The following is a 17,984-nucleotide window of genomic DNA, read 5'->3' as shown; positions in this document are numbered from 1 at the left end:
CACGAGATCGGGGTTCTGGCACAGATTTTGGGGAGCCGTCGCGGAGAGTCATCGTGGTGTTCGATGATGTGGGAGGTTGAGCCTCGGCTCCACGCCTATTGTTCTGCCTCACCGAACTTTGACGGTGGTCCGACGATGCTGGCATTCAGCGCATGGACCTGTGCTGGGTCGAGGTGGAGTTCGTACGCGGTGTAACACTCGCTGATCTCTGTTCCTACGGCAGCGCCACATGGGCACAGCCGGTTCAGGCCGCTCTGCCCATGCCAGCCGCAGCAGCCTGTGTGATCCCCCTCAAGGTCGGGCAGCAGGTCAGGTGCGTCGTCGGGATGGAGGACGAACGTGTTTCGGGGACCTGCGGAAGTCAGGAACCCGTCTCCATCCGGATCGCCGACACAAGGCCCGCCGGGAAACACCGCGACGGGTTCGTCGGTCGGCAGGAACGGAGCTCCCCATGGCTCGGGCTCCAGGGCATAGAGCCCCGCATGCATCGTGGCCGGGGCCCGGCGATACCCGTCAGGTCCAATTTGCCCGTCGAACTCTGGTCTGACCAGGGTCTCGGACAGCTGCACAACCCTGGTCAGAGGGCGGGCGCAGGCGGCACACACAAAAATGATCACAAGAAGTTCTAGCCCGCCGAACCCGCATCAGCAAGACGCTACCTCCAAGCTATTGCAGCAGGATCATCTTCCGGAGCAGGTGGAAGCCGGCTCGGCCATAAAGCTGCCTCTTGATCTTTTTGATGCGGTTCACGGCGCCTTCGATGCTGCCCGAGCTCCAGTCCAGGGTGAGGCCCGCGGTCACGGCGTCGAGGTCTCGGTGCAGGTGGAGTGCGAAGCCGGTGAGGCCGGGCAGCCGGCTGGCGTCGACTGCGTCGATCCAAGCAGGGAGGGTGGCGCCGAGGCGGTCGGTGAGGATCTCGCCGAAGTCGCGGACGTGGCCGGCGGCCGTGTCCAGTTCGGGGCAGCGGGTCAGGACGTCCTTCAGACCGGCCCGGTCCTCCTCGCTCAGGGACGTGGGGTGGCGTGTGAGCCAGCCGGTCACCTGCCGCACCGTCGGCGGCCGTGGCGGTGCGGCGGATGGAGCCTCGCGCAAGGTGGCGATGTGTGCTCGGACCATGCCGTAGGTGACAGGAGCGTGCTCGGCGACCAGCTCGCCGTGCAGCCGGGTGACGCTGGTGCATCCCTCGGCGAATCGTCGTTCCAGGTAGGGCTTGTAGGGGTCCAGCCTGCTGGGCCGGGGCCGGTTCTCGCGGATGGTGTCCTGCCAGCGTGCCGCGTTTGCGTACCGGAGCACCGTATTGAGGCCCCAGCCCAGGTGTCGGGCGATCGCCCGGCGCGAGTGGCCCTGGGCGAGCATCTCGTGGACCAGGGCGTGTGCGGCCTTCTTGCGCTCGGCCCGACGGCCAGCGGGCTCCGCTTCGTTCTGAGGCGGCTGGGGAGCCAGCTGTGTGTCCTGCGGCAGGGTGCCGAGGGGCGTCGGATTGCGCAGGCAGTCGCGGTGGGCGGCGACCCAGGTCTCCACGGCCCGGCCGAGGCCCTGCCACAGATGGAACCGGTCGGCGACCTGCAGAGCGTCGGGGGCGCCGCGCCGGGCACCCTCGCCATAGGCGCCGGCCCGGTCCCGACAGATGATCTCCACGCCGGGATGGCGGATCAGCCAGGCGGCCAGCGGTCCGGCCTCGCGGGTCGGGAGCACATCGACCACGCGATGGTCTTCGACGCTGGTCAAGACCGTGGAGTAGGTCTGGCCGCGACGGATCGCGAAGTCGTCCACGCCCAGAACCCGCGGCGTGCTGCATCGCGGATCGGGCAATGCCATGACCCTGCGTAACAAGGTCATCCGCCCCGCACCGAAGCCGAGCTGGGCAGCCAGCCGAGCGCCGGCCCGTCCCGCCAGGGCGAGCCCCACCCGCTCCAGAGCGCGGTTGAGCCGCGTGGTGAGCCGTGCGTACGGGGCGGCCAGTCGCGAAAACGGCTCGACGAATGTCCGGCGTGGACAGTCCGCCGACCCGCAGATGAAACGCCTGACCGTCAGCCGGATCACAAAGCCCCGATCAGCGAGCGGAAGATCCTTCAGCCTGCGCTGGTAACGATCGTGGACTCGATCCGAGAAGAGGCCGCAGTCCGGACATGCCGCCGCGACCGCGCGACCGCGCGACCTCTCGCCACCGCCTCGACCGTGCCGAACGCGGCCGTGGCCGCCTCGACCTCCACCTCGTCGATCCCCTCGAACACCAGCGAATCCAATAACAGTGCATCGATCTGCATGACCAGCACCATCACCGTCCACCGCCGACCAGGGCAGCGAACGGAATGCACCTGAGGGAGCGTCACTTTGGGCCGTCAGACGACAAGGCGCACGCCGTCTCGCGCGAGCCAGTCCCTCGCAATCGAACATCGAGGTAACGCTCCGCGACGGCTCCCCAAGATCTGTGCCAGAACCGAGATCGGGAGTCGTTTGTCGACGAGCGCGGGAGGCACCCCGTTGGCGGGCAGGTCAATGTTCACGAGTTTGGGGCCAGTCCTGGCCGGCTGTCACCTCGCGTGTGATGCGACGCCACTGGTCCTCGCCGCCGGGTAGGGGCCAGGCCCAGGTCGGCTGTTCCGCGGTGTTCAGGTCGTGCAGGAGACGGGCGAGCTGCGGGCCGGCCGTGGCGGCGCCGTCCGGGACGGTGGGGCCGTGGACGTTGCGGAGTTCGGCGAAGCGCGCCAGTTCGTCCTCGTAGAAGCCCACGGCCTGATCGATGCGCACGGCCAGGTCATCGCGCGGCACCGTGCGGTGCAACTGCAGCAGCGGAGGTTCCACGGATTCGGCGATCGCCGCGGCGAGCCGCGCGTGCCCGTCCAGGATCAGATGGCAGTCCAGGCCGCTGACCCACCACAACAGGACGGGCGGGAGCGTCCCTTCACGGGCCTGCTTGCGGTACGCCTTGACCCGGCTGTCGTCGGCACCGGGCATGGGCCGCAGGGGAAGGACCTCCCACGAATGAGAATGGAGGTACCAGTCGATGAGGCCGTCTGGATGGCCGTCGACGAGCATCGAGCTCCAGTGCTCGGCATGAGAGGTGCCGGGATGATTCCAGCGGCGGAGCGGACTGTCGCCTGAGAGCAGCCATCGGCCTTCATGCAGCGGGCTGTGTGGTGAGTCGATGAGGTACTGCGAAAAGCGGTGCGCCCACCGCTGTGGGCTTCCCGCCAGGGCACGCCCCACATCGGCGCGCAACGGCGGGACGAACGAGCGGTACTCGTGGGTGCGCCAGAAGTGCACGCCCTGGAGCTGCCCGTCGACAACGGCGATCAACACAGGCTGCGACATCTGGGAGACCAGGAGTTGCGGCCCGGCGCTGAACACGCACAGCCCCGGCTGGTGGGGGTCCTGTGCGTCGAGGGACAGGCCCACCCACGTGCCATCGTCCCTCGTGACATCGCTGCGTTGCATGCCGAGAGCGTAAACGGCTGACGCGGTAGACCCCGATGGCTCCCTTGGCCGGTCGACACGACCCACACACTCCACGAGGCAAAGCTCAACTGGCGCGACTGCGACTGCGACTGCCTGGTGACAGACGTCCCTGCGAAGTGACGGCTATCGCTGCGAGGCACAGCACGGGCCCCGCCGCCCGGGGTGACTATTGCAAGCAGTTGCTTGCAATAGCTAGCAAGAGCTGGCATGGTCGGAGCATGGCATCGCTCAACGTCGGCAACCTCGGCGAGTACCTCCGCGAGCAGCGGCGGACCGCGCAGCTCTCCCTGCGTCAGCTCGCCGACGCCGCCGGGGTGTCGAACCCGTACCTGAGCCAGATCGAGCGCGGGCTGCGCAAGCCCAGCGCCGAGGTCCTCCAGCAGGTCGCCAAGGCCCTGAGGATCTCTGCCGAGACGCTCTACGTGCGCGCCGGGATCCTGGACGAGAAGGAGCGGGAGGAGCTGGAGACGCGCGCCGTCATCCTGGCCGATCCCTCCATCAACGAGCGCCAGAAGCAGGTGCTGCTCCAGATCTACGACTCCTTCCGCAAGGAGAACGCCGCCGAGGCCGCCGCACAGGCGGCGGAGGTCGCGCCGGACGCCGCCCCCGATGCCGCACCGCCGTCGAGCTAGCACGTCACATCCGGGAGGACCACCAGCATGGCCATCATCGACGAACTGCGTACCCCCCTCTACTTCGCCGCCGGCACCGCCGACCTCGCCGTGCAGCAGGCCAAGAAGGTTCCCGGCCTGATCGAGCAGCTCGCCGCCGAGGCGCCCGCGCGGCTGGACGCCGTGCGGAAGACCGACCCGAAGGCCGTGCAGGAGAAGGTGACCACGCAGGCCAAGGAGGCCCAGGCCACCGTGCAGTCGAAGTTCGCCGAGGTCGTCGGCGGGCTGGACACCGACTTCAAGAAGCTCGGCGAGACCGCCCAGGACCTCGCCCTCCGGGGCGTCGGCGTCGCCGCCGAGTACGCGGTCAAGGCGCGCGAGAAGTACGAAGAGGTCGCCGCCCACGGCGAGGACGCCGTCCGGGCCTGGCGGGGCGAGGCCGCCGAGGAGATCACCGAGATCGCCGTCGTGGTCGAGCCGGAGCCGAAGGCGCCGGCCGCGGCCGCAGAGGCCGAGGCAACGCCCGAGGTGACTGCCGAGGCCGCGCCCGAGGGCAAGAAGGCGTCCACCCGGAAGCCCACCGCCCGCAAGGCCCCGGCCAAGAAGACCGCTGCGCCCGCCGAGAAGGAGTAGGGCCGGGCACCAATGCGGGTACCCGGCGCGTTGTACCGGGTACCTTGACCGCGAGGCGCTCTCTTCCCATCCTTCCTAGGCGGTGCTCAGCATGTTGCGCGCGGGATTCGACTCCCTTCTGTTCCTGGTGATGTTCCTGGTCTTCACCGGCTTCGCCGTCGCCGCGCTCGTCTTCGCCGCCATGGCACGCGAGGACGCGTATCGCGCCGCCGACAAGAAGACGAAGAAGTTCTGGCTGATCATCCTCGGCATCAACCTCGGCCTGAACCTGTTGCTGCCGATGCTGTTCCTGCAGATCGCGGGGCTCATCGCGGCCATCGTCTTCATGGTGGACGTGCGTCCCGCGCTCGCCCAGGTCTCCGGCGGGGGCCGGGGCCGCCGCGGCGGGGGCTCCAGCAGCGACGGGCCGTACGGCCCCTACAACGGCGGCCGGTAGCGGCCGGTCGGTACGCACGGCACACGGGGCAGGGCCCGGGGCGAGTCCCCGGGCCCTGCCCCGTGTCCGGCCGTTTCCGTGCTCGGGAGCCTAGCTACGGCCCCGGCCCCGGCCCTTGTCCCGGCCCTTGTCCCGGTTCCGGTCCCGCTCCAGGGCCAGCACCGCCACGTCGTCCGTCAGCTCGCCGCCGTTCAGCGCCCGGACCTCGGTCACGGCCGCCTCCAGGAGCTCCTCGCCCCGCAGGCCGGCCGCCAACTGCCGGTTGATCATCCCGACCATCCCGTCCTGACCGAGTCGCGGCGAGCCCGGGCCGGCAGAACGGCCCTCGATCAGCCCGTCCGTGTACATCAGCAGGGTCCAGGCTCCGCCCAGCTCGACCTGGCGGCGCGGCCAGCGGGCGCGCGGCAGCAGTCCGAGGGCCGGGCCGCCGTCCTCGTACGGCAGCAGCTGGGCCGCCCGCCCGTGCCGGGCGATCAGCGGGGTGGGGTGGCCGGCCAGGCAGAGCCCGGCCCGGCGCCCGTCGGGGGCGATGTCGACGGTGCAGAGGGTCGCGAAGATCTCCTCGCTCTCCCGCTCGTGCTCCAGGACCTGCTGCAGCGTCGACAGCAGCTCGTCCCCGCACAGGCCGGCGAAGGTCAGGGCCCGCCAGGCGATCCGCAGCTCGACGCCGAGTGCGGCCTCGTCGGGGCCGTGTCCGCACACGTCGCCGATCATGGCGTGGACCGTGCCGTCGGGCGTGCGGACGGTGTCGTAGAAGTCCCCGCCGAGCAGGGCGCGGGAGCGACCGGGGCGGTAGCGGGAGGCGAACCGCAGCTCGGAGCCCTGGAGCAGCGGGGTGGGCAGGAGACCGCGTTCCAGGCGGGCGTTCTCCTGGGCCCGCAGCCGTGACTCGGCCAGCTTCACCTGGACGACGTCGGCCCGCTTGCGTTCGACGGCGTACCGGATGGCCCGGCTGAGCAGTCGCCCGTCGAGCTCCTCGCGGAAGAGGTGGTCCTGGGCGCCGACCCGTACCGCCTCCGCCGCGAGCTCGGCGTCGGCGGAGCCGGCGAGCGCCAGCACGGCGTGGCGCGGGGCGAGCCGAAGGATGTGCCGCAGCGGGGCGAGCGGATCGTCCTCGACGGCCGTCCGCGGATCGTGCAGGGAGAGGTCGACCAGGACGCAGTGGACGTCGTCGGTGAGGAGCCGCTCGGCCTCGGTGAGGTTCCGGGCGGTGCGGATCCGCACCCGGGTGCCGGCGGCGTCCGCGGCGTCCAGCATTTCGGGTACGGCGAGCACACCCGCCGGGTCGTCCTCGACGACCAGGAGGGTGAGGTCGGTGCGATCGGTTCCTGTGACTGTGCCTGTCATGGGAGTGGCGTCCATGGGAGTGGTAGCGCCGGGTCCCGCAGCGGCAGAGACGTTTCTCTGGCGCGGTACGGATACGGGCATCGGTCCGGGTTCCTTCCCTCCCCCCGAGGGTGCGCAGGGCGCCGGGTGGCGTCCCGCCCGTCCCGGACCATAGCGGTAGGGCGGTGCGCAACGGAATGGTGATCAACCCATGAGTACGCGCGTCGTGCTTGGCATATGCCGCGGAAGGGGAGGTACTTGCCCCCGCGCGGTCCGTGCGGGGGCTCCGGGCCCATGAGAAAGGTCACGCCCCGGGCGTCCGGGGCGCGCGGTGTCCTGCGTCACGAAGGGCGGACGACTCCGAGGATCTCCATGGATCCCGCACCCGCGAGGGTCACGTTCCGCCCCGGGCGCGGTGCGTGCACGATCGTCCCGTTTCCGACGTACATCCCGATGTGGCTCGCGTCCTTGTAGTAGACGATCAGGTCGCCGGGCCGCATGTCCTTGACGTCCACGTGCGGCAGCAGCCGCCACTGCTCCTGCGAGGTCCGCGGGATGTTCCTGCCCGCTGCGCCCCAGGCGCTCTGGGTCAGGCCGGAGCAGTCGTACGAGCCGGGCCCCTCGGCCCCCCACACGTACGGCTTGCCGATCTGGGCCGTGGCGAAGGCGACGGCCTTCTTGCCCTCCGGCGTGGCCCCCGTCTTCGTCCCGTCGAGGACGCCGGTGTCGAGCCAGGCCGCCTGGGCCCGGGAGCGGGCCTCTTCTTCCAGGCGCCGCAGCCGCTCGCGTTCCTCGGCCTCGAGCTGGTCCTCCAGCTTCTCGGCGGCGGCGATCTTCTCGTTGATCTCCTTCTTCGCCTGGGCCTGCTTGACGCGGTCGGCCTCCAACGTGGTCCAGTTGGTGCTGGCGTCCTTGGCATAGACGTCCAACTCGGCCTGGGTGCGGGTCATCTCGCCCAGGAGGTCGCTGGTGGCCTTCGCGCCGGCCTTGAGGCGACCGGCGTTGTCCAGGAAGAGCTGCGGATCGTTCGTGAGGACGAGCTGCGCGCCGTCGGGGAGCCCGCCGTTGCGGTACTGGGCCCGGGCGGCGGCGCCGGCCTTCGCCTTGAGGACGGAGATCTTCTCCCGGCCTTCGACGATCATCCGGGCGAGCTCGACGATCTCGGCGGACTGCTCCTCGGCCCTCTCCTCGGCGAGGTTGTACGCGTCGGTCGCGACGGCGGCCTGTCGGTACAGGGTCTCGATCTCCTGGCGCACCTCCTCCAGGCTCTTCTTCGGCGCGGGAGGGGGGAGCGGTGCGGCCGAGGCCTGGAGGGTCAGCGCGGGGGAGGCCAGCACGGTCAGGGCGCAGATCACGGTGATCGCGGCGATGGCGTGGCGGCGTCGGTTCACGAGCTCCCCCTCGAGTGACCCAGATGTGATTTACCGTCAGTAACCCGAAGGTGACTTCGGCGATAGTGCCATGGGAAACCGGAAAGTAACAGAGGAATCCGTGGCCTGTCGGGCCGGCTCCTTCCACAGGGACGAGGGAAACGGGCGTGGCGTTCCCCCGGTGGGGGGAAAAGCGGGAAAACGGCGGGAGCCAAGAACGGAGACCGAGGAGGAAGGCCGTCTCCACCCCGGACCGTCTCCACCCCGGACCGTCGGAGCCCGGGCCACCGCCGACATCCGGGCCACCGCTATCGGTCCGGCCACCGCCATCGGCCCGGCCACCGCCATCGGCCCGGCCACCGCCATCGGTCCGGTCGCCGTCATCGGTCCGGTCGCCCTCAGCGCCCGGGCCACCGCCGTCGATCGACGGGCGTCACCCCTGCGGTGCCAGCGCTGCCCACCGGACCGACACCTCGCCCTGTCGCCAACGGCGCGGACCGTCCGTCAGCGGCCAGTCCGCCGACAGGTCCCGCACGGAGCGGATCCACCGCTGCCGGGCCCCCAGGGAGGCGTACGGGGCGGCAGCCGCCCAGGCCCGGTCGAAGTCCCGCAAGAAGGCGTGCACCGGCTCGCCCGGCACGTTCCGGTGGATGAGTGCCTTCGGCAGCCGTTCCGCGAGGTCCGAGGGGCGGTCCAGCGAACCGAGCCGGGTCGCGAAGGTCACCGTGCGCGGTCCTGCCGCATCGAGCGCCACCCACACGTGTCGGCGCCCGATCTCGTCGCAGGTGCCCTCGACCAGCAGCCCGCCGGGCGCGAGCCGTCCGCACAGCCGGGCCCAGACGGCCGCGACCTGGTCCTCGTCGTACTGGCGCAGCACGTTCGCCGCCCGGATCAGGGCGACCCGGCCGGGGACCGGGACCTCGAAGCCGCCGTGCAGGAAGGAGAGTCCCGGGTGCGCCGCCTCGTACGGCTTGGCCGCCTCGACCCGGGCGGGCTCGATCTCGATGCCGCACAGGAGGGTCCGGGGCTCGGCGGTGCGCAGCCGGGCCAGCAACTCCACGGCGGTCCAGGGGGCGGCCCCGTATCCGAGGTCGACGGCCACCGGGGGTTCGGGCGAGCGGCGCAGGGCGGGGCCGTGGACCGCGGCGATCCAGCGGTCCATGCGGCGCAGCCGGTTCGGGTTGGTGGTCCCGCGGGTCGGGCTGCCGACGGGGCGGGTGGTGCGCGGGGCCATGACACGAGCGTAAGGGGTGCGTCCGGGAGGCGGGGCGGGCCGTCGTCCCGGCAACGAATTGGCAAAGCGCCCCGCCGCCGGAAATGAACGGGGGGCGTTTCGGTGTTGTCGCGGCTGGAGGACGACCGTGTCCTCCGGTAGTCATGCCCGAGCCGGCCCGGCCCCGAAGGCCCCGGCCCGAGGCGCCGAGCGGCCGTGGAGGCCCCGAGCGGAAGGACCCGCCGACGTGAGCCAGTACGTGTCCCGGCTCGCCGGTGCCCGGCACCGGCACCCGGCGCCGGCCAGGCTCCGGCTCCCCGGCCGGCACCGCACCCCGCGGCGCGTGGCCATGCTCAGCGTCCACACCTCGCCGCTGCACCAGCCCGGGACGGGCGATGCCGGCGGCATGAACGTCTACATCGTCGAGCTGGCCAAGCGGCTCGCCGCCATCGACATCGAGGTGGAGGTCTTCACCCGGGCCACCACCGGCGACCTGCCCCCGGTGGTCGAACTGACCCCGGGCGTGCTCGTGCGGCACGTGGACGCGGGCCCGTACGAGGGCCTGGCCAAGGAGGAGCTGCCGGCGCAGCTCTGTGCCTTCACCCACGGCGTGATGCAGGCGTGGGCGGGCCACCGACCCGGCCACTACGACCTGGTCCACTCCCACTACTGGCTGTCCGGGCACGTGGGCTGGCTCGCCGCCGAACGCTGGGGCGTTCCGCTCGTCCACGCCATGCACACCATGGCCAAGGTCAAGAACGCGGCGCTCGCCGAGGGCGACACCCCCGAGCCCGCGGCCCGGGTCATCGGGGAGACCCAGATCGTCTCCGCCGCCGACCGGCTGATCGCCAACACGGCCGAGGAGGCCGACGAGCTCGCCCGCTTCTACGAGGCGGACCCCGGCAAGATCGCGGTGGTGCACCCCGGCGTCAACCTCGACCGCTTCCGCCCGGCCGACGGCCGGGCCGCCGCGCGGGCCCGGCTCGGGCTTCCGCAGGACGCCTTCGTCCCCGTCTTCGCCGGCCGGATACAGCCGCTGAAGGCCCCGGACATCCTGCTGCGGGCCGCCGCCCGACTGCTGGAGCAGGACCCCTCGCTCCGGACCCGCATGGTCGTTCCGGTGGTCGGCGGGCCGAGCGGCAGCGGTCTGGCCAAGCCGGAGCAGTTGCAGAAGCTGGCGGCCCGGCTCGGGATCGCGGACGTCGTGCGCTTCCACCCGCCGGTGGGCCAGGAGCAGCTGGCGGACTGGTTCCGTGCGGCCAGCGTGCTCGTCATGCCCTCGTACAGCGAGTCCTTCGGGCTGGTGGCGATCGAGGCGCAGGCGGCCGGTACCCCGGTCGTCGCGGCGGCCGTGGGCGGGCTGCCGGTGGCCGTGCGGGACGACGTGACGGGTTTCCTGGTGCAGGGCCACGACCCGGTGGACTACGCCCGGGCGCTCGGCCGCTTCGTGGCGGACCCCGCGCTGTCCGACCGGATGGGCGCGGCGGCGGCGCGGCACGCCGCGTCCTTCGGCTGGGACACGGCGGCCTCGGGCACGGCGGACGTGTACACGGCCGCCATGCACGACCACCGGCTGCGCGAGAACCGCCGTCGCGTACGCTCGCACCATGGCTGAGGACGTTCGGCGGATCATCGAGGGAACCTTCGACGACGCGGGGTTGGACTGGGAGTCCCCCGAGTCCGGTTCGTACGTCGTGAAGCTCCCCGGCACGCGCAAGTTGTTCACCACGCTGTCGCTCCGGGTGGGCCGCCACTCGCTCTCCCTCAACGCCTTCGTCATCCGTCACCCGGACGAGAACGAGTCGGGCGTCCACCGCTGGCTGCTCGAACGCAACCTCAAGCTGTACGGGGTGGGTTACGCGGTCGACGGCCTCGGGGACGTCTACCTCGCCGGCAAGCTGCCGTTGGCCGCCGTGACGCCCGAGGAACTGGACCGGTTGCTCGGTTCGGTCCTGGAGGCGGCGGACGGCGACTTCAACACGCTCCTGGAGCTCGGGTTCGCGTCGGCGATCCGACGGGAGTACGCGTGGCGGGTCTCCCGCGGCGAGTCGACCCGCAACCTCGACGCCTTCAAGAACCTGACGCGGACGCCGGGCGACTGACCGCCCGGAAGCCCGGGAGGGACCCGTCCGCGAGAACCTCGCCGGGCGTGGCGGGCGCCCGCCCGCCGGGGGCCTCCCGACCCGCCCGGTACTGTCCCGGCGTCGTGCCGAAGGCGCGCCGGAAGGCGTGCGAGAGGGCGTACGGCGAGCCGTAGCCGACGCGACGGGCGACGGTCGCCAACGGGTCCCGGGTGGTGCGGAGCAGCGCTGCGGCCCGGGTCAGCCGCCACCACGTGAGGTAGGCCATCGGGGGCTTGCCCACCAGGGCGGTGAAGCGGCGGGCCAGGGTGGGGCGGGAGACGCCCGCCTCGGCCGCCAACCGGTCGACCGTCCAGGGGGCGGCCGGATCGGCGTGCAGCGCGCGCAGCGCGGTGGCGGTCATCGGGTCGCCCAGGGCCGCCGGCCACGCGCCGGTCGACCCCTCCGCCATCCAGCACCGGATCATGTAGACGAACAGCAGGTCGAGCAGGCTGGGGAGGGCGAGGGAGGCGCCGGGCTGTCGTGCGTCCAGCTCGCCGCCCAGGAGGGCGAGGGCGGACCGGAGTTCGGGGCGCCCGCCGGCCCGGTCCGGCAGGTGGACGAGCGGCGGGAGTTCGGCCAGCAGCGGATGGGCGTGGCTGCGGTCCAGCCGGTACTTGCCGCAGACCATTTCGACCTGGCGGTCGGGGGCGTGCGGGTGGGGCAGCGTCGGGAGGCTCCCGTCGCCCGCCGGGTCGAAGGGCACCGCCCGGGCGAGCGTCGCCGCGTCGGCGGGCGCGTCGGCGATGACGTGGCCGGTGCCGTGCGGCAGCAGCACCACGTCCCCCGTGCCCAGCGAGACCGGCTCGCCGTCGTCGGGCAGCAGCCAGCAGTCGCCCGAGAGGACGACGTGGAAACCGGCTCCGTCGTACGGGTCGAAGCGCACGCACCAGCGCCCGCCGACCCTTACCCGGTTGGAGGAGGGCCGGCCGACCCGTACGGCCGAGATCGCGTCGCTCACCACGTCCATGGCGGGGAGCGTAGCGCCGTCCTCGGGGAGGGGCGGAACGCCCCGTACCGGAAGGCCGGCCCTCCGTGCGGTGACGGCCGGTCGCCCCGTCGCGCGCCGGGGAGCGTCCCCACCGGGGAAGCGGGTGCCCGGCAGACAGAAGAGTGGGGTGAGCGTCTCGCGCATCGAGGTGAGCGAAAGGAGCATTGAGAGGCTCACTTCCCCTCCTTAGGGTCGTTCACATGACGAACGAGAACACACGGAGCATCGTCCTGGGGGACGTCGAGGTCCTCCGGGTCGTCGAGTGGCAGGGCCCGTTCGGGCCGGCCGGCACCCTCGTCCCGGAGGCCGGGGCGGAGGTGTGGAAGGCGAACGAGGAGTGGTTGGCCCCGGACCACTGGGAGCCGGACGGCGACAGCGCGGTCATGGCCCTGCAGAGCTGGGTGCTGCGTAGCGGGGGCCGGACCGTCCTGGTCGACACCGGGGTGGGCGACGGGCGCGAGCGGCCCCACTCGCCGCAGTTCCACCGGCGGCGGGACGGCTTCCTCGACCGGTTGGAACGGGCCGGCATCCGGCCCGAGGACGTCGACGTCGTCGTCAACACCCATCTGCACGCCGACCACGTCGGATGGAACACCCGGGACGCGGCGGGGGAGTGGGTGCCGACCTTCCCGAACGCCCAGTACCTCCTCCCGGCTGCCGACGACTTCCACTTCGGCCCGGAGAACGGCTACGCCGGCGGCCTCCGGGAGGACGACCGCCTGGTCTACGGGGACAGCGTGGCGCCCGTGCACCGCGCGGGCCTCGTCACGCTCTGGGAGGGAACCCACCGCATCGACGGAAACCTGACCCTGGAGTCGGCGCCCGGTCACACCCCCGGGTCGGCCGTGCTGCGGCTCGCTTCCGGCACCGACCGGGCGGTCTTCGTCGGTGACCTCCTCCACAGCCCGGTGCAGATCCTCGACCCCGGGTGCGCCAGTTGCTTCTGCCTGGACCCGGCGCAGGCGGCACGCAGCCGCCGCCGCGTCCTCGAACGGGCCGCCGACGACAGGGAGCTGGTCGTCCCCGCGCACTTCGGAGGGGCCGGAGCCGTCGAAGTGCGCAGGAACGGGGCGGGGTTCGCGCTCGCCGGGTGGGCGTCCTACGGCCCGCCGGAGGTCAGCCGCTGACGGAGGGCGTACCGGTGCCCTCGGCCGCGACTCCGGCGGGGGTTTCCGCTCCGGCGGGGGTCTTCGCTCCGGCCGGAGCCTCCGTTCCGGCGGGCTCCTCCGCTCCCGCCTCGGCGGCGGCGGAGGCCCCCGCGACGGTCCCGGCGGGCTCCTCCGTCTCCTCGCGCAGGGCCTTCCGCAGTCGGGTGGCGTACCCGGCCGCGGCGAGGACGCCGATCGCGGCCGTGGACGCCCACAGGACGTCGGGGCCGGGGCCGCCGACGACCGCACCGGCGAGGATCGGGGCGACGAAGCCGGCGACCGCCCAGGACATGCCCATCACGCCCTGGTAGCGGCCCCGGGCGTGCTCGGGGGCGAGCCGGGCGGTGGCCGCGGCGTTCGTCGGGACGTGGATCATCTCGCCGACGGTCCACACGACCACGGTCACGGCGAAGGCGGCCGGAGAGCCGGCGAGGGCGGTGGCGCCGGTGCCGACGGCGAACAGCAGGGCGGAGAAGCTCAGCAGGTGGACTGGCGACCGCTTGTCCGTCAGCTTGTTGACGAGCAGCTGGAAGCCGACGATCACGATGCCGTTGACGGCGATGACGACGCCGTAGGCGGAGGGGGAGAGGCCCTGGTCCGCCATGGTCAGCGGCAGGCCGATCCACGGAGCGGTGAAGACGAGGCAGACGAGGAGGTTGAGCAGGACGAGGGTCCGGAAGGGCGCGTCCCGCAGCACCGTGAACATGCTGACCCGCTCCTCCTCGACCGGCTCGCCCTGCGGGTCGACCGCACTCTCGGGGCGGGTCTCCGGGAGGCGGAGGAAGACGATGACGGCGCACAGGAAGGTGGCCACGGCGTCGAGCAGGAAGAGGGTGCGGTAGCCGAGGAAGATCGCGGCGCCACCGCCGATGGAGGCGATGGCGAAGCCGAGGTTGAGGGCCCAGTAGTTCAGGGCGTACGCCCGGCGCACCTCGTGGGCGGGGACCATGTCGGCGATCGTGGCGTTGATGGAGGGGCGGACGGCCTGCATGGCGACGCCCATGAGGAGGACGACGGCCGCGACGGCCCAGGCGGCGGTGACGACCGCGAGGGCGGCGGCGCAGGCGGCAGCCGCGAGGTGCATGGTCACCATGGTGGGGCGGCGGCCCCAACGGTCGGTGAGCGCGCCGCCGAGCGGGGAACCGGCGACGCCGCCGAGGCCGTGGAGTGCGATCACCAGTCCGGCGAACCAGGGGGAGTGTCCGAGCTCCACGGTCAGGTAGAGGGAGAGGAAGGTGAGGACGAAGGCGCCGGTCCGGTTGACCAGGGTGGACAGCCAGAGCCACCAGAAGCCCTGTGGGAGTCCGGAGACGGTCGCCCTGGCTGATCGTCTGAGCGAGTCGATGGACATGTGTGGTGACCCCTTGCTGGATGTAAGACCTGAATCAGGTGCTCGTAACTTACGTATCTCAGGGGTCGGACGCCAGCCAATTGACGACGCGCGTCAATCGTCAGCGGTCGATTAGGCTCGGACGCATGGCCGACGCACCGTACAAGCTGATCCTCCTCCGCCACGGCGAGAGCGAGTGGAACGAGAAGAACCTGTTCACCGGTTGGGTGGACGTCAACCTCACCGCCAAGGGCGAGAAGGAGGCGACGCGGGGCGGCGAGCTCCTCAAGGACGCCGGCCTGCTGCCCGACGTCCTGCACACCTCCCTCCAGAAGCGCGCCATCCGCACCGCGCAGCTCGCGCTGGAGTCCGCCGACCGCCACTGGATCCCGGTCAGTCGCTCGTGGCGCCTCAACGAGCGCCACTACGGTGCCCTCCAGGGCAAGGACAAGGCCCAGACCCTCGCCGAGTTCGGCGAGGAGCAGTTCATGCTGTGGCGCCGCTCCTACGACACCCCGCCGCCGGCGCTCTCCGATGACAGCGAGTACTCCCAGGCCCACGACGCCCGTTACGCGACGATCCCGCCGGAGCTGCGCCCGCAGACCGAGTGCCTCAAGGACGTCGTCTCCCGGATGCTGCCCTACTGGTACGACGCGATCGTCCCGGACCTCCTCGCCGGCCGCACGGTCCTGGTCGCCGCCCACGGCAACAGCCTCCGCGCCCTGGTGAAGCACCTGGACGGCATCTCGGACGCCGACATCGCCGGTCTCAACATCCCGACGGGCATCCCCCTGTCCTACGAGCTCGACGAGAACTTCAAGCCGCTCAACCCGGGCGGCACCTACCTCGACCCGGACGCCGCCGCGGCTGCCATCGAGGCCGTCAAGAACCAGGGCAAGAAGAAGTAAGCCCACAGTTGTAAGCCCCCGACCTGCGCACACGGCGCAGGTCGGGGGCATTTTCTCGCTCTGGGCCCACGCTGGGCCCTCGGTGCGGAAGGTCATCGGCTCTCGTGGCGCCGGTGCTTGACGGCACGCCTGCGCACCTGTGCCGGAGCAAGTGGTGCTCTGGAGCACGAAACCCGAGCCTGCCGCCGTGAGCCGGACCCGCGCCCTTCCTGTGGTGGCTCGCCAGGTGTTGTGTCCGGCCAGGCGGCGTCCAGCGGGAGCGGGGGCGGGGTGCCCGGGTGCACCTCGGTGGTGGCGGTGAAGCCGTCGCCCCGGGACGGGCTTGACCCTCGGGTGACGCGAGACGGCGCAGTCGGTGCTGTGGACAGGGGAAAACTGCTGCCGATCGGGCGGCTCTCGCAGGCCGGCGGCCTCTCGGTCACCGCGCTTCGACACTACGGTGCCAGCGGCGTGTTGGTGCCGGCGTTCGTCGACCCGGCGAGCGGCTACCGGTACTTCCGACGTGACCAGGTGCGCACGGCGCAGTTGATCAGGGCGCTGCGCCGGCTGGACATGCCGGTCGAGGAGGTGCGCCGGCTGCACCGACGGTGGGCCGGGACACCGGACCGTCCGGACAACCGCCCGGAGACCGCCTGACCGGTCGACGAGCTCGTCGACGAGCAGGGATAACGGCTAAGGCTGCGTTGCAACGACCCCTGGAATCCGCTTTCTCCATGGGTGGGGCTTTCCGCCGGTTGCTTCTCGCGGGGGCACGCCGTGGCGCCCGTGCGATCTCCGGCAACGGTCCGCTGCTGCGCGGATCAACAGGAGAGAACCCGTGCCACGGCCTGGCTGAAGTCGCCGTTCGCGAGTGCCTTGACCGGGATCGTGAAGTACAGCGTTCCGGCGTCCCCCCACCCCCATCCGAGTTCGGGGTCCTCGGCGAGTTGGAGGAGATGGACGGCCGGGCCGTCGGCGTCACGGGGCGACACCGCGAGCGTGTACGAGGTGTCCGGCCAGCCGAAGGCGCAGTGGCTGCCGGCCGTGTTCCCGTCGAGGTCTCCCATCCCTTCGAGCACGAGTGATGCCGCACCCCAGTGTTGGTCCCCGTCGAACTCCAGGTCCTCGTCCGCGACGTCCCAACAGTCCGGGAGCATGGCCACCTCGACCGCGCGGACGGGTACGGCCGGATACCTTCTCGCTGGTTCGGGCGCCCCCGTCTCGACGGCCCGTGCCGGATCGGAGGAAATGACGCGGTACGTCCCGGGCCCGGACGCGTCCAGTTCGCAGTACTGCTCGTACGGCACGTCCGGGTCGAGGTAGAAGAAGTTGAGCAGACCGGGGCGTATGGGCAGTTCGTCGCCGAGCCAGGTGGCCAGGGCGTCGGAGTCCAGTACGGCGTGCAGGGACAACGGAACTCCGCCCTGTTCCGGCCAGCAGGTCTCCGGTTCGAGCAGGGCGGGCCCGCCGAGGCGGCACTGCCCCGTGGCCCGGTCGGTCCCCGCCGGGCGGACCAGCTGAAAGCCGCGCCGGGCCATGGCGGCGAACTGCCGACCGGCCTTCTCGCCGAGCCGTTCCGTGCATGTCCGGCTCAGGTGGGCGGGGTCATCGAACTGCATGCCGGTATCTTCTCAACTTCCTTCTCCGCGTGCCCCGGTGCTTCCACGGGGAGGAAGCACCGGGGCGAGCGGTTCTCCTACGAGGTGCAGCAGCCCAAGGCGAAGAAGCCGCAGAAGTGGTCCGACGGCCGATCCGGCCCGACCGGGAAGGAGCCGGGACCTAGAACGGCCCCTGCAAGAAGCTCTGCATCGTGTACTGGCCGCTGGGGGCCAGCGTGAACCGGTCCGAGACGAGGTAGGCCGGCCCGGCTCCGTAGTCGAGCGAGCAGGTGTGCTGGTAGTAGCCGTCTGCCGGGGAGCGGAGGGTGCACTTCCAGGAGTACCAGCCCGCGGCCAGGTAGATGTACCTGCTCGCGAAGGGCCGACCGCCGTACGAGCCGAGGTCCGAGGACCAGGAGTACGTGCCCGCGGCCAGATAGATGCTCCGGTTCATCGAGGCGGCTGCGCCGGCCTTCGGCGAATCGGTCAGGTACAGCGTCCGCGACAGCGTCGCCGTGCCGACGTCGGTGGCACTCGACGGTGCGGTGCTCACCGTGAATGCGGCCACCACGGCGACGACGATCGCCAGCGAACGCGACAGGAAGCGTCGCCGCAGCGACTCCTTGAATGCGATCAAAACTCAAACCCCTATGAATCACGCGGGACTTGCCTGCCCCGCCCCTCCGAATGACCCGTGGAGCGTACGGGCGCACCGGGTCGGGTGCAGCTGAATTAAGGGGTGGCGGTGCGCCCCTGGAGGCCGGTGAAGAGGGGGTGGGGCTGTCTGGTGCTCCGTCGACGGGATGCCGACGGGGATGCCGGCTCCGTGACGGGCTGGCGTTCGACGTTGTCGTGGGGGACG

General features: G+C 71.5%; 17 protein-coding genes. 8 read left to right on the top strand and 9 right to left on the bottom strand.

Annotated features, from left to right (window positions below; all coding sequences use genetic code 11):
- Window positions 1–666: 666 nt before the first annotated feature.
- Both ACFW22_RS23630 and ACFW22_RS23625 read right to left on the bottom strand, forming a co-directional pair.
- Window positions 667–2,397: an ISL3 family transposase gene (locus tag ACFW22_RS23630; RefSeq protein ID WP_386408010.1), complete on the bottom strand. Its 1,731-nt coding sequence runs from the start codon at window positions 2,395–2,397 to the stop codon at window positions 667–669.
- A 99-nt stretch (window positions 2,398–2,496) separates the two neighbouring features.
- On the bottom strand, window positions 2,497–3,438 hold the full coding sequence (locus ACFW22_RS23625) for a hypothetical protein (RefSeq protein ID WP_386408008.1): 942 nt from the start codon (window positions 3,436–3,438) through the stop codon (window positions 2,497–2,499).
- A gap of 239 nt (window positions 3,439–3,677) precedes the next feature.
- Between ACFW22_RS23625 and ACFW22_RS23620 the strand changes: the two genes are divergently transcribed.
- The 3 genes from ACFW22_RS23620 (at window position 3,678) to ACFW22_RS23610 (ending at window position 5,139) form a co-directional block, all read left to right on the top strand.
- The gene (locus ACFW22_RS23620; RefSeq protein WP_384887643.1) at window positions 3,678–4,091 is read left to right on the top strand and encodes a helix-turn-helix domain-containing protein; all 414 of its coding nucleotides are present in this window, start codon (window positions 3,678–3,680) and stop codon (window positions 4,089–4,091) included.
- Window positions 4,092–4,118: 27 nt separating this feature from the next.
- Window positions 4,119–4,703 carry a hypothetical protein gene (locus ACFW22_RS23615; RefSeq protein ID WP_386408006.1) on the top strand — a complete coding sequence of 195 codons (585 nt, stop codon included), beginning with the start codon at window positions 4,119–4,121 and terminating at the stop codon, window positions 4,701–4,703.
- A gap of 91 nt (window positions 4,704–4,794) precedes the next feature.
- Window positions 4,795–5,139: a DUF2516 family protein gene (locus ACFW22_RS23610; RefSeq protein WP_386408004.1), complete on the top strand. Its 345-nt coding sequence runs from the start codon at window positions 4,795–4,797 to the stop codon at window positions 5,137–5,139.
- A 90-nt stretch (window positions 5,140–5,229) separates the two neighbouring features.
- Here ACFW22_RS23610 and ACFW22_RS23605 read toward each other — a convergent pair whose 3' ends face one another.
- The 3 genes from ACFW22_RS23605 to ACFW22_RS23595 form a co-directional block, all read right to left on the bottom strand.
- Entirely contained in the window at window positions 5,230–6,567 is a 1,338-nt protein-coding gene (locus ACFW22_RS23605; RefSeq protein ID WP_386408002.1) for a PP2C family protein-serine/threonine phosphatase, read from the bottom strand.
- 239 nt (window positions 6,568–6,806) lie between these two features.
- Window positions 6,807–7,856, bottom strand: coding sequence for an NlpC/P60 family protein (locus ACFW22_RS23600; protein WP_386408000.1), 1,050 nt, complete (start codon window positions 7,854–7,856; stop codon window positions 6,807–6,809).
- A gap of 412 nt (window positions 7,857–8,268) precedes the next feature.
- The gene (locus ACFW22_RS23595) at window positions 8,269–9,069 is read right to left on the bottom strand and encodes a class I SAM-dependent methyltransferase (RefSeq protein WP_386407998.1); all 801 of its coding nucleotides are present in this window, start codon (window positions 9,067–9,069) and stop codon (window positions 8,269–8,271) included.
- Between the two features lie 226 nt (window positions 9,070–9,295).
- Here ACFW22_RS23595 and mshA point away from each other — a divergent pair, with 226 nt between their 5' ends.
- Window positions 9,296–10,663 (top strand): D-inositol-3-phosphate glycosyltransferase, encoded by a 1,368-nt coding sequence (gene mshA / locus ACFW22_RS23590; protein WP_386407996.1) that lies wholly within the window; start codon window positions 9,296–9,298, stop codon window positions 10,661–10,663.
- Complete coding sequence (locus ACFW22_RS23585) at window positions 10,656–11,150, top strand: YbjN domain-containing protein (RefSeq protein ID WP_386407994.1); 495 nt, start codon at window positions 10,656–10,658, stop codon at window positions 11,148–11,150. The genes mshA and ACFW22_RS23585 overlap by 8 nt, the downstream gene beginning before the upstream one ends.
- On the opposite strand, the gene ACFW22_RS23580 is transcribed toward ACFW22_RS23585, so the two are convergent.
- Window positions 11,119–12,138 (bottom strand): AraC family transcriptional regulator, encoded by a 1,020-nt coding sequence (locus tag ACFW22_RS23580; protein WP_386408092.1) that lies wholly within the window; start codon window positions 12,136–12,138, stop codon window positions 11,119–11,121. The two genes, ACFW22_RS23585 and ACFW22_RS23580, sit on opposite strands and share 32 nt — an antisense overlap.
- Window positions 12,139–12,359: 221 nt before the next feature.
- Between ACFW22_RS23580 and ACFW22_RS23575 the strand changes: the two genes are divergently transcribed.
- On the top strand, window positions 12,360–13,286 hold the full coding sequence (locus ACFW22_RS23575; protein WP_386407992.1) for an MBL fold metallo-hydrolase: 927 nt from the start codon (window positions 12,360–12,362) through the stop codon (window positions 13,284–13,286).
- Here ACFW22_RS23575 and ACFW22_RS23570 read toward each other — a convergent pair.
- The gene (locus ACFW22_RS23570; RefSeq protein ID WP_386407990.1) at window positions 13,276–14,658 is read right to left on the bottom strand and encodes an MDR family MFS transporter; all 1,383 of its coding nucleotides are present in this window, start codon (window positions 14,656–14,658) and stop codon (window positions 13,276–13,278) included. The two genes, ACFW22_RS23575 and ACFW22_RS23570, sit on opposite strands and share 11 nt — an antisense overlap.
- 125 nt (window positions 14,659–14,783) lie before the next feature.
- Between ACFW22_RS23570 and ACFW22_RS23565 the strand changes: the two genes are divergently transcribed.
- Both ACFW22_RS23565 and ACFW22_RS23560 read left to right on the top strand, forming a co-directional pair.
- A complete protein-coding gene (locus ACFW22_RS23565) occupies window positions 14,784–15,545 on the top strand; it encodes a phosphoglyceromutase (RefSeq protein ID WP_386407988.1) in 762 nt (253 codons plus the stop codon).
- Window positions 15,546–15,905: 360 nt separating this feature from the next.
- Window positions 15,906–16,181, top strand: a complete 276-nt coding sequence (locus ACFW22_RS23560) for a MerR family transcriptional regulator (protein ID WP_386407986.1) — start codon at window positions 15,906–15,908, stop codon at window positions 16,179–16,181.
- Window positions 16,182–16,345: 164 nt separating this feature from the next.
- Here ACFW22_RS23560 and ACFW22_RS23555 read toward each other — a convergent pair whose 3' ends face one another.
- Both ACFW22_RS23555 and ACFW22_RS23550 read right to left on the bottom strand, forming a co-directional pair.
- Window positions 16,346–17,143, bottom strand: coding sequence for a DUF1963 domain-containing protein (locus ACFW22_RS23555; protein ID WP_386407984.1), 798 nt, complete (start codon window positions 17,141–17,143; stop codon window positions 16,346–16,348).
- Between the two features lie 160 nt (window positions 17,144–17,303).
- Window positions 17,304–17,759, bottom strand: coding sequence for a hypothetical protein (locus ACFW22_RS23550; protein ID WP_386407982.1), 456 nt, complete (start codon window positions 17,757–17,759; stop codon window positions 17,304–17,306).
- Between the last annotated feature and the right edge of the window lie 225 nt (window positions 17,760–17,984).

The organism is Streptomyces sp. NPDC058872 (assembly GCF_042743065.1).
Lineage (GTDB): Bacteria > Actinomycetota > Actinomycetes > Streptomycetales > Streptomycetaceae > Streptomyces.
Note: the sequence above shows the minus strand (reverse complement) of the source record. Positions and strands in the feature narration are given on the sequence as shown.

Excerpts from the sequence above, each read along its gene's own strand:
- ACFW22_RS23630 (WP_386408010.1), bottom strand. The coding sequence starts at position 2,397 with ATGTTCGATTGCGAGGGACTGGCTCGCGCGAGACGGCGTGCGCCTTGT.
- ACFW22_RS23625 (WP_386408008.1), bottom strand. The coding sequence starts at position 3,438 with ATGCAACGCAGCGATGTCACGAGGGACGATGGCACGTGGGTGGGCCTG.
- ACFW22_RS23620 (WP_384887643.1), top strand. The coding sequence starts at position 3,678 with ATGGCATCGCTCAACGTCGGCAACCTCGGCGAGTACCTCCGCGAGCAG.
- ACFW22_RS23615 (WP_386408006.1), top strand. The coding sequence starts at position 4,119 with ATGGCCATCATCGACGAACTGCGTACCCCCCTCTACTTCGCCGCCGGC.
- ACFW22_RS23610 (WP_386408004.1), top strand. The coding sequence starts at position 4,795 with ATGTTGCGCGCGGGATTCGACTCCCTTCTGTTCCTGGTGATGTTCCTG.
- ACFW22_RS23605 (WP_386408002.1), bottom strand. The coding sequence starts at position 6,567 with ATGCCCGTATCCGTACCGCGCCAGAGAAACGTCTCTGCCGCTGCGGGA.
- ACFW22_RS23595 (WP_386407998.1), bottom strand. The coding sequence starts at position 9,069 with ATGGCCCCGCGCACCACCCGCCCCGTCGGCAGCCCGACCCGCGGGACC.
- ACFW22_RS23585 (WP_386407994.1), top strand. The coding sequence starts at position 10,656 with ATGGCTGAGGACGTTCGGCGGATCATCGAGGGAACCTTCGACGACGCG.
- ACFW22_RS23580 (WP_386408092.1), bottom strand. The coding sequence starts at position 12,138 with ATGGACGTGGTGAGCGACGCGATCTCGGCCGTACGGGTCGGCCGGCCC.
- ACFW22_RS23575 (WP_386407992.1), top strand. The coding sequence starts at position 12,360 with ATGACGAACGAGAACACACGGAGCATCGTCCTGGGGGACGTCGAGGTC.
- ACFW22_RS23570 (WP_386407990.1), bottom strand. The coding sequence starts at position 14,658 with ATGTCCATCGACTCGCTCAGACGATCAGCCAGGGCGACCGTCTCCGGA.
- ACFW22_RS23565 (WP_386407988.1), top strand. The coding sequence starts at position 14,784 with ATGGCCGACGCACCGTACAAGCTGATCCTCCTCCGCCACGGCGAGAGC.
- ACFW22_RS23555 (WP_386407984.1), bottom strand. The coding sequence starts at position 17,143 with ATGCAGTTCGATGACCCCGCCCACCTGAGCCGGACATGCACGGAACGG.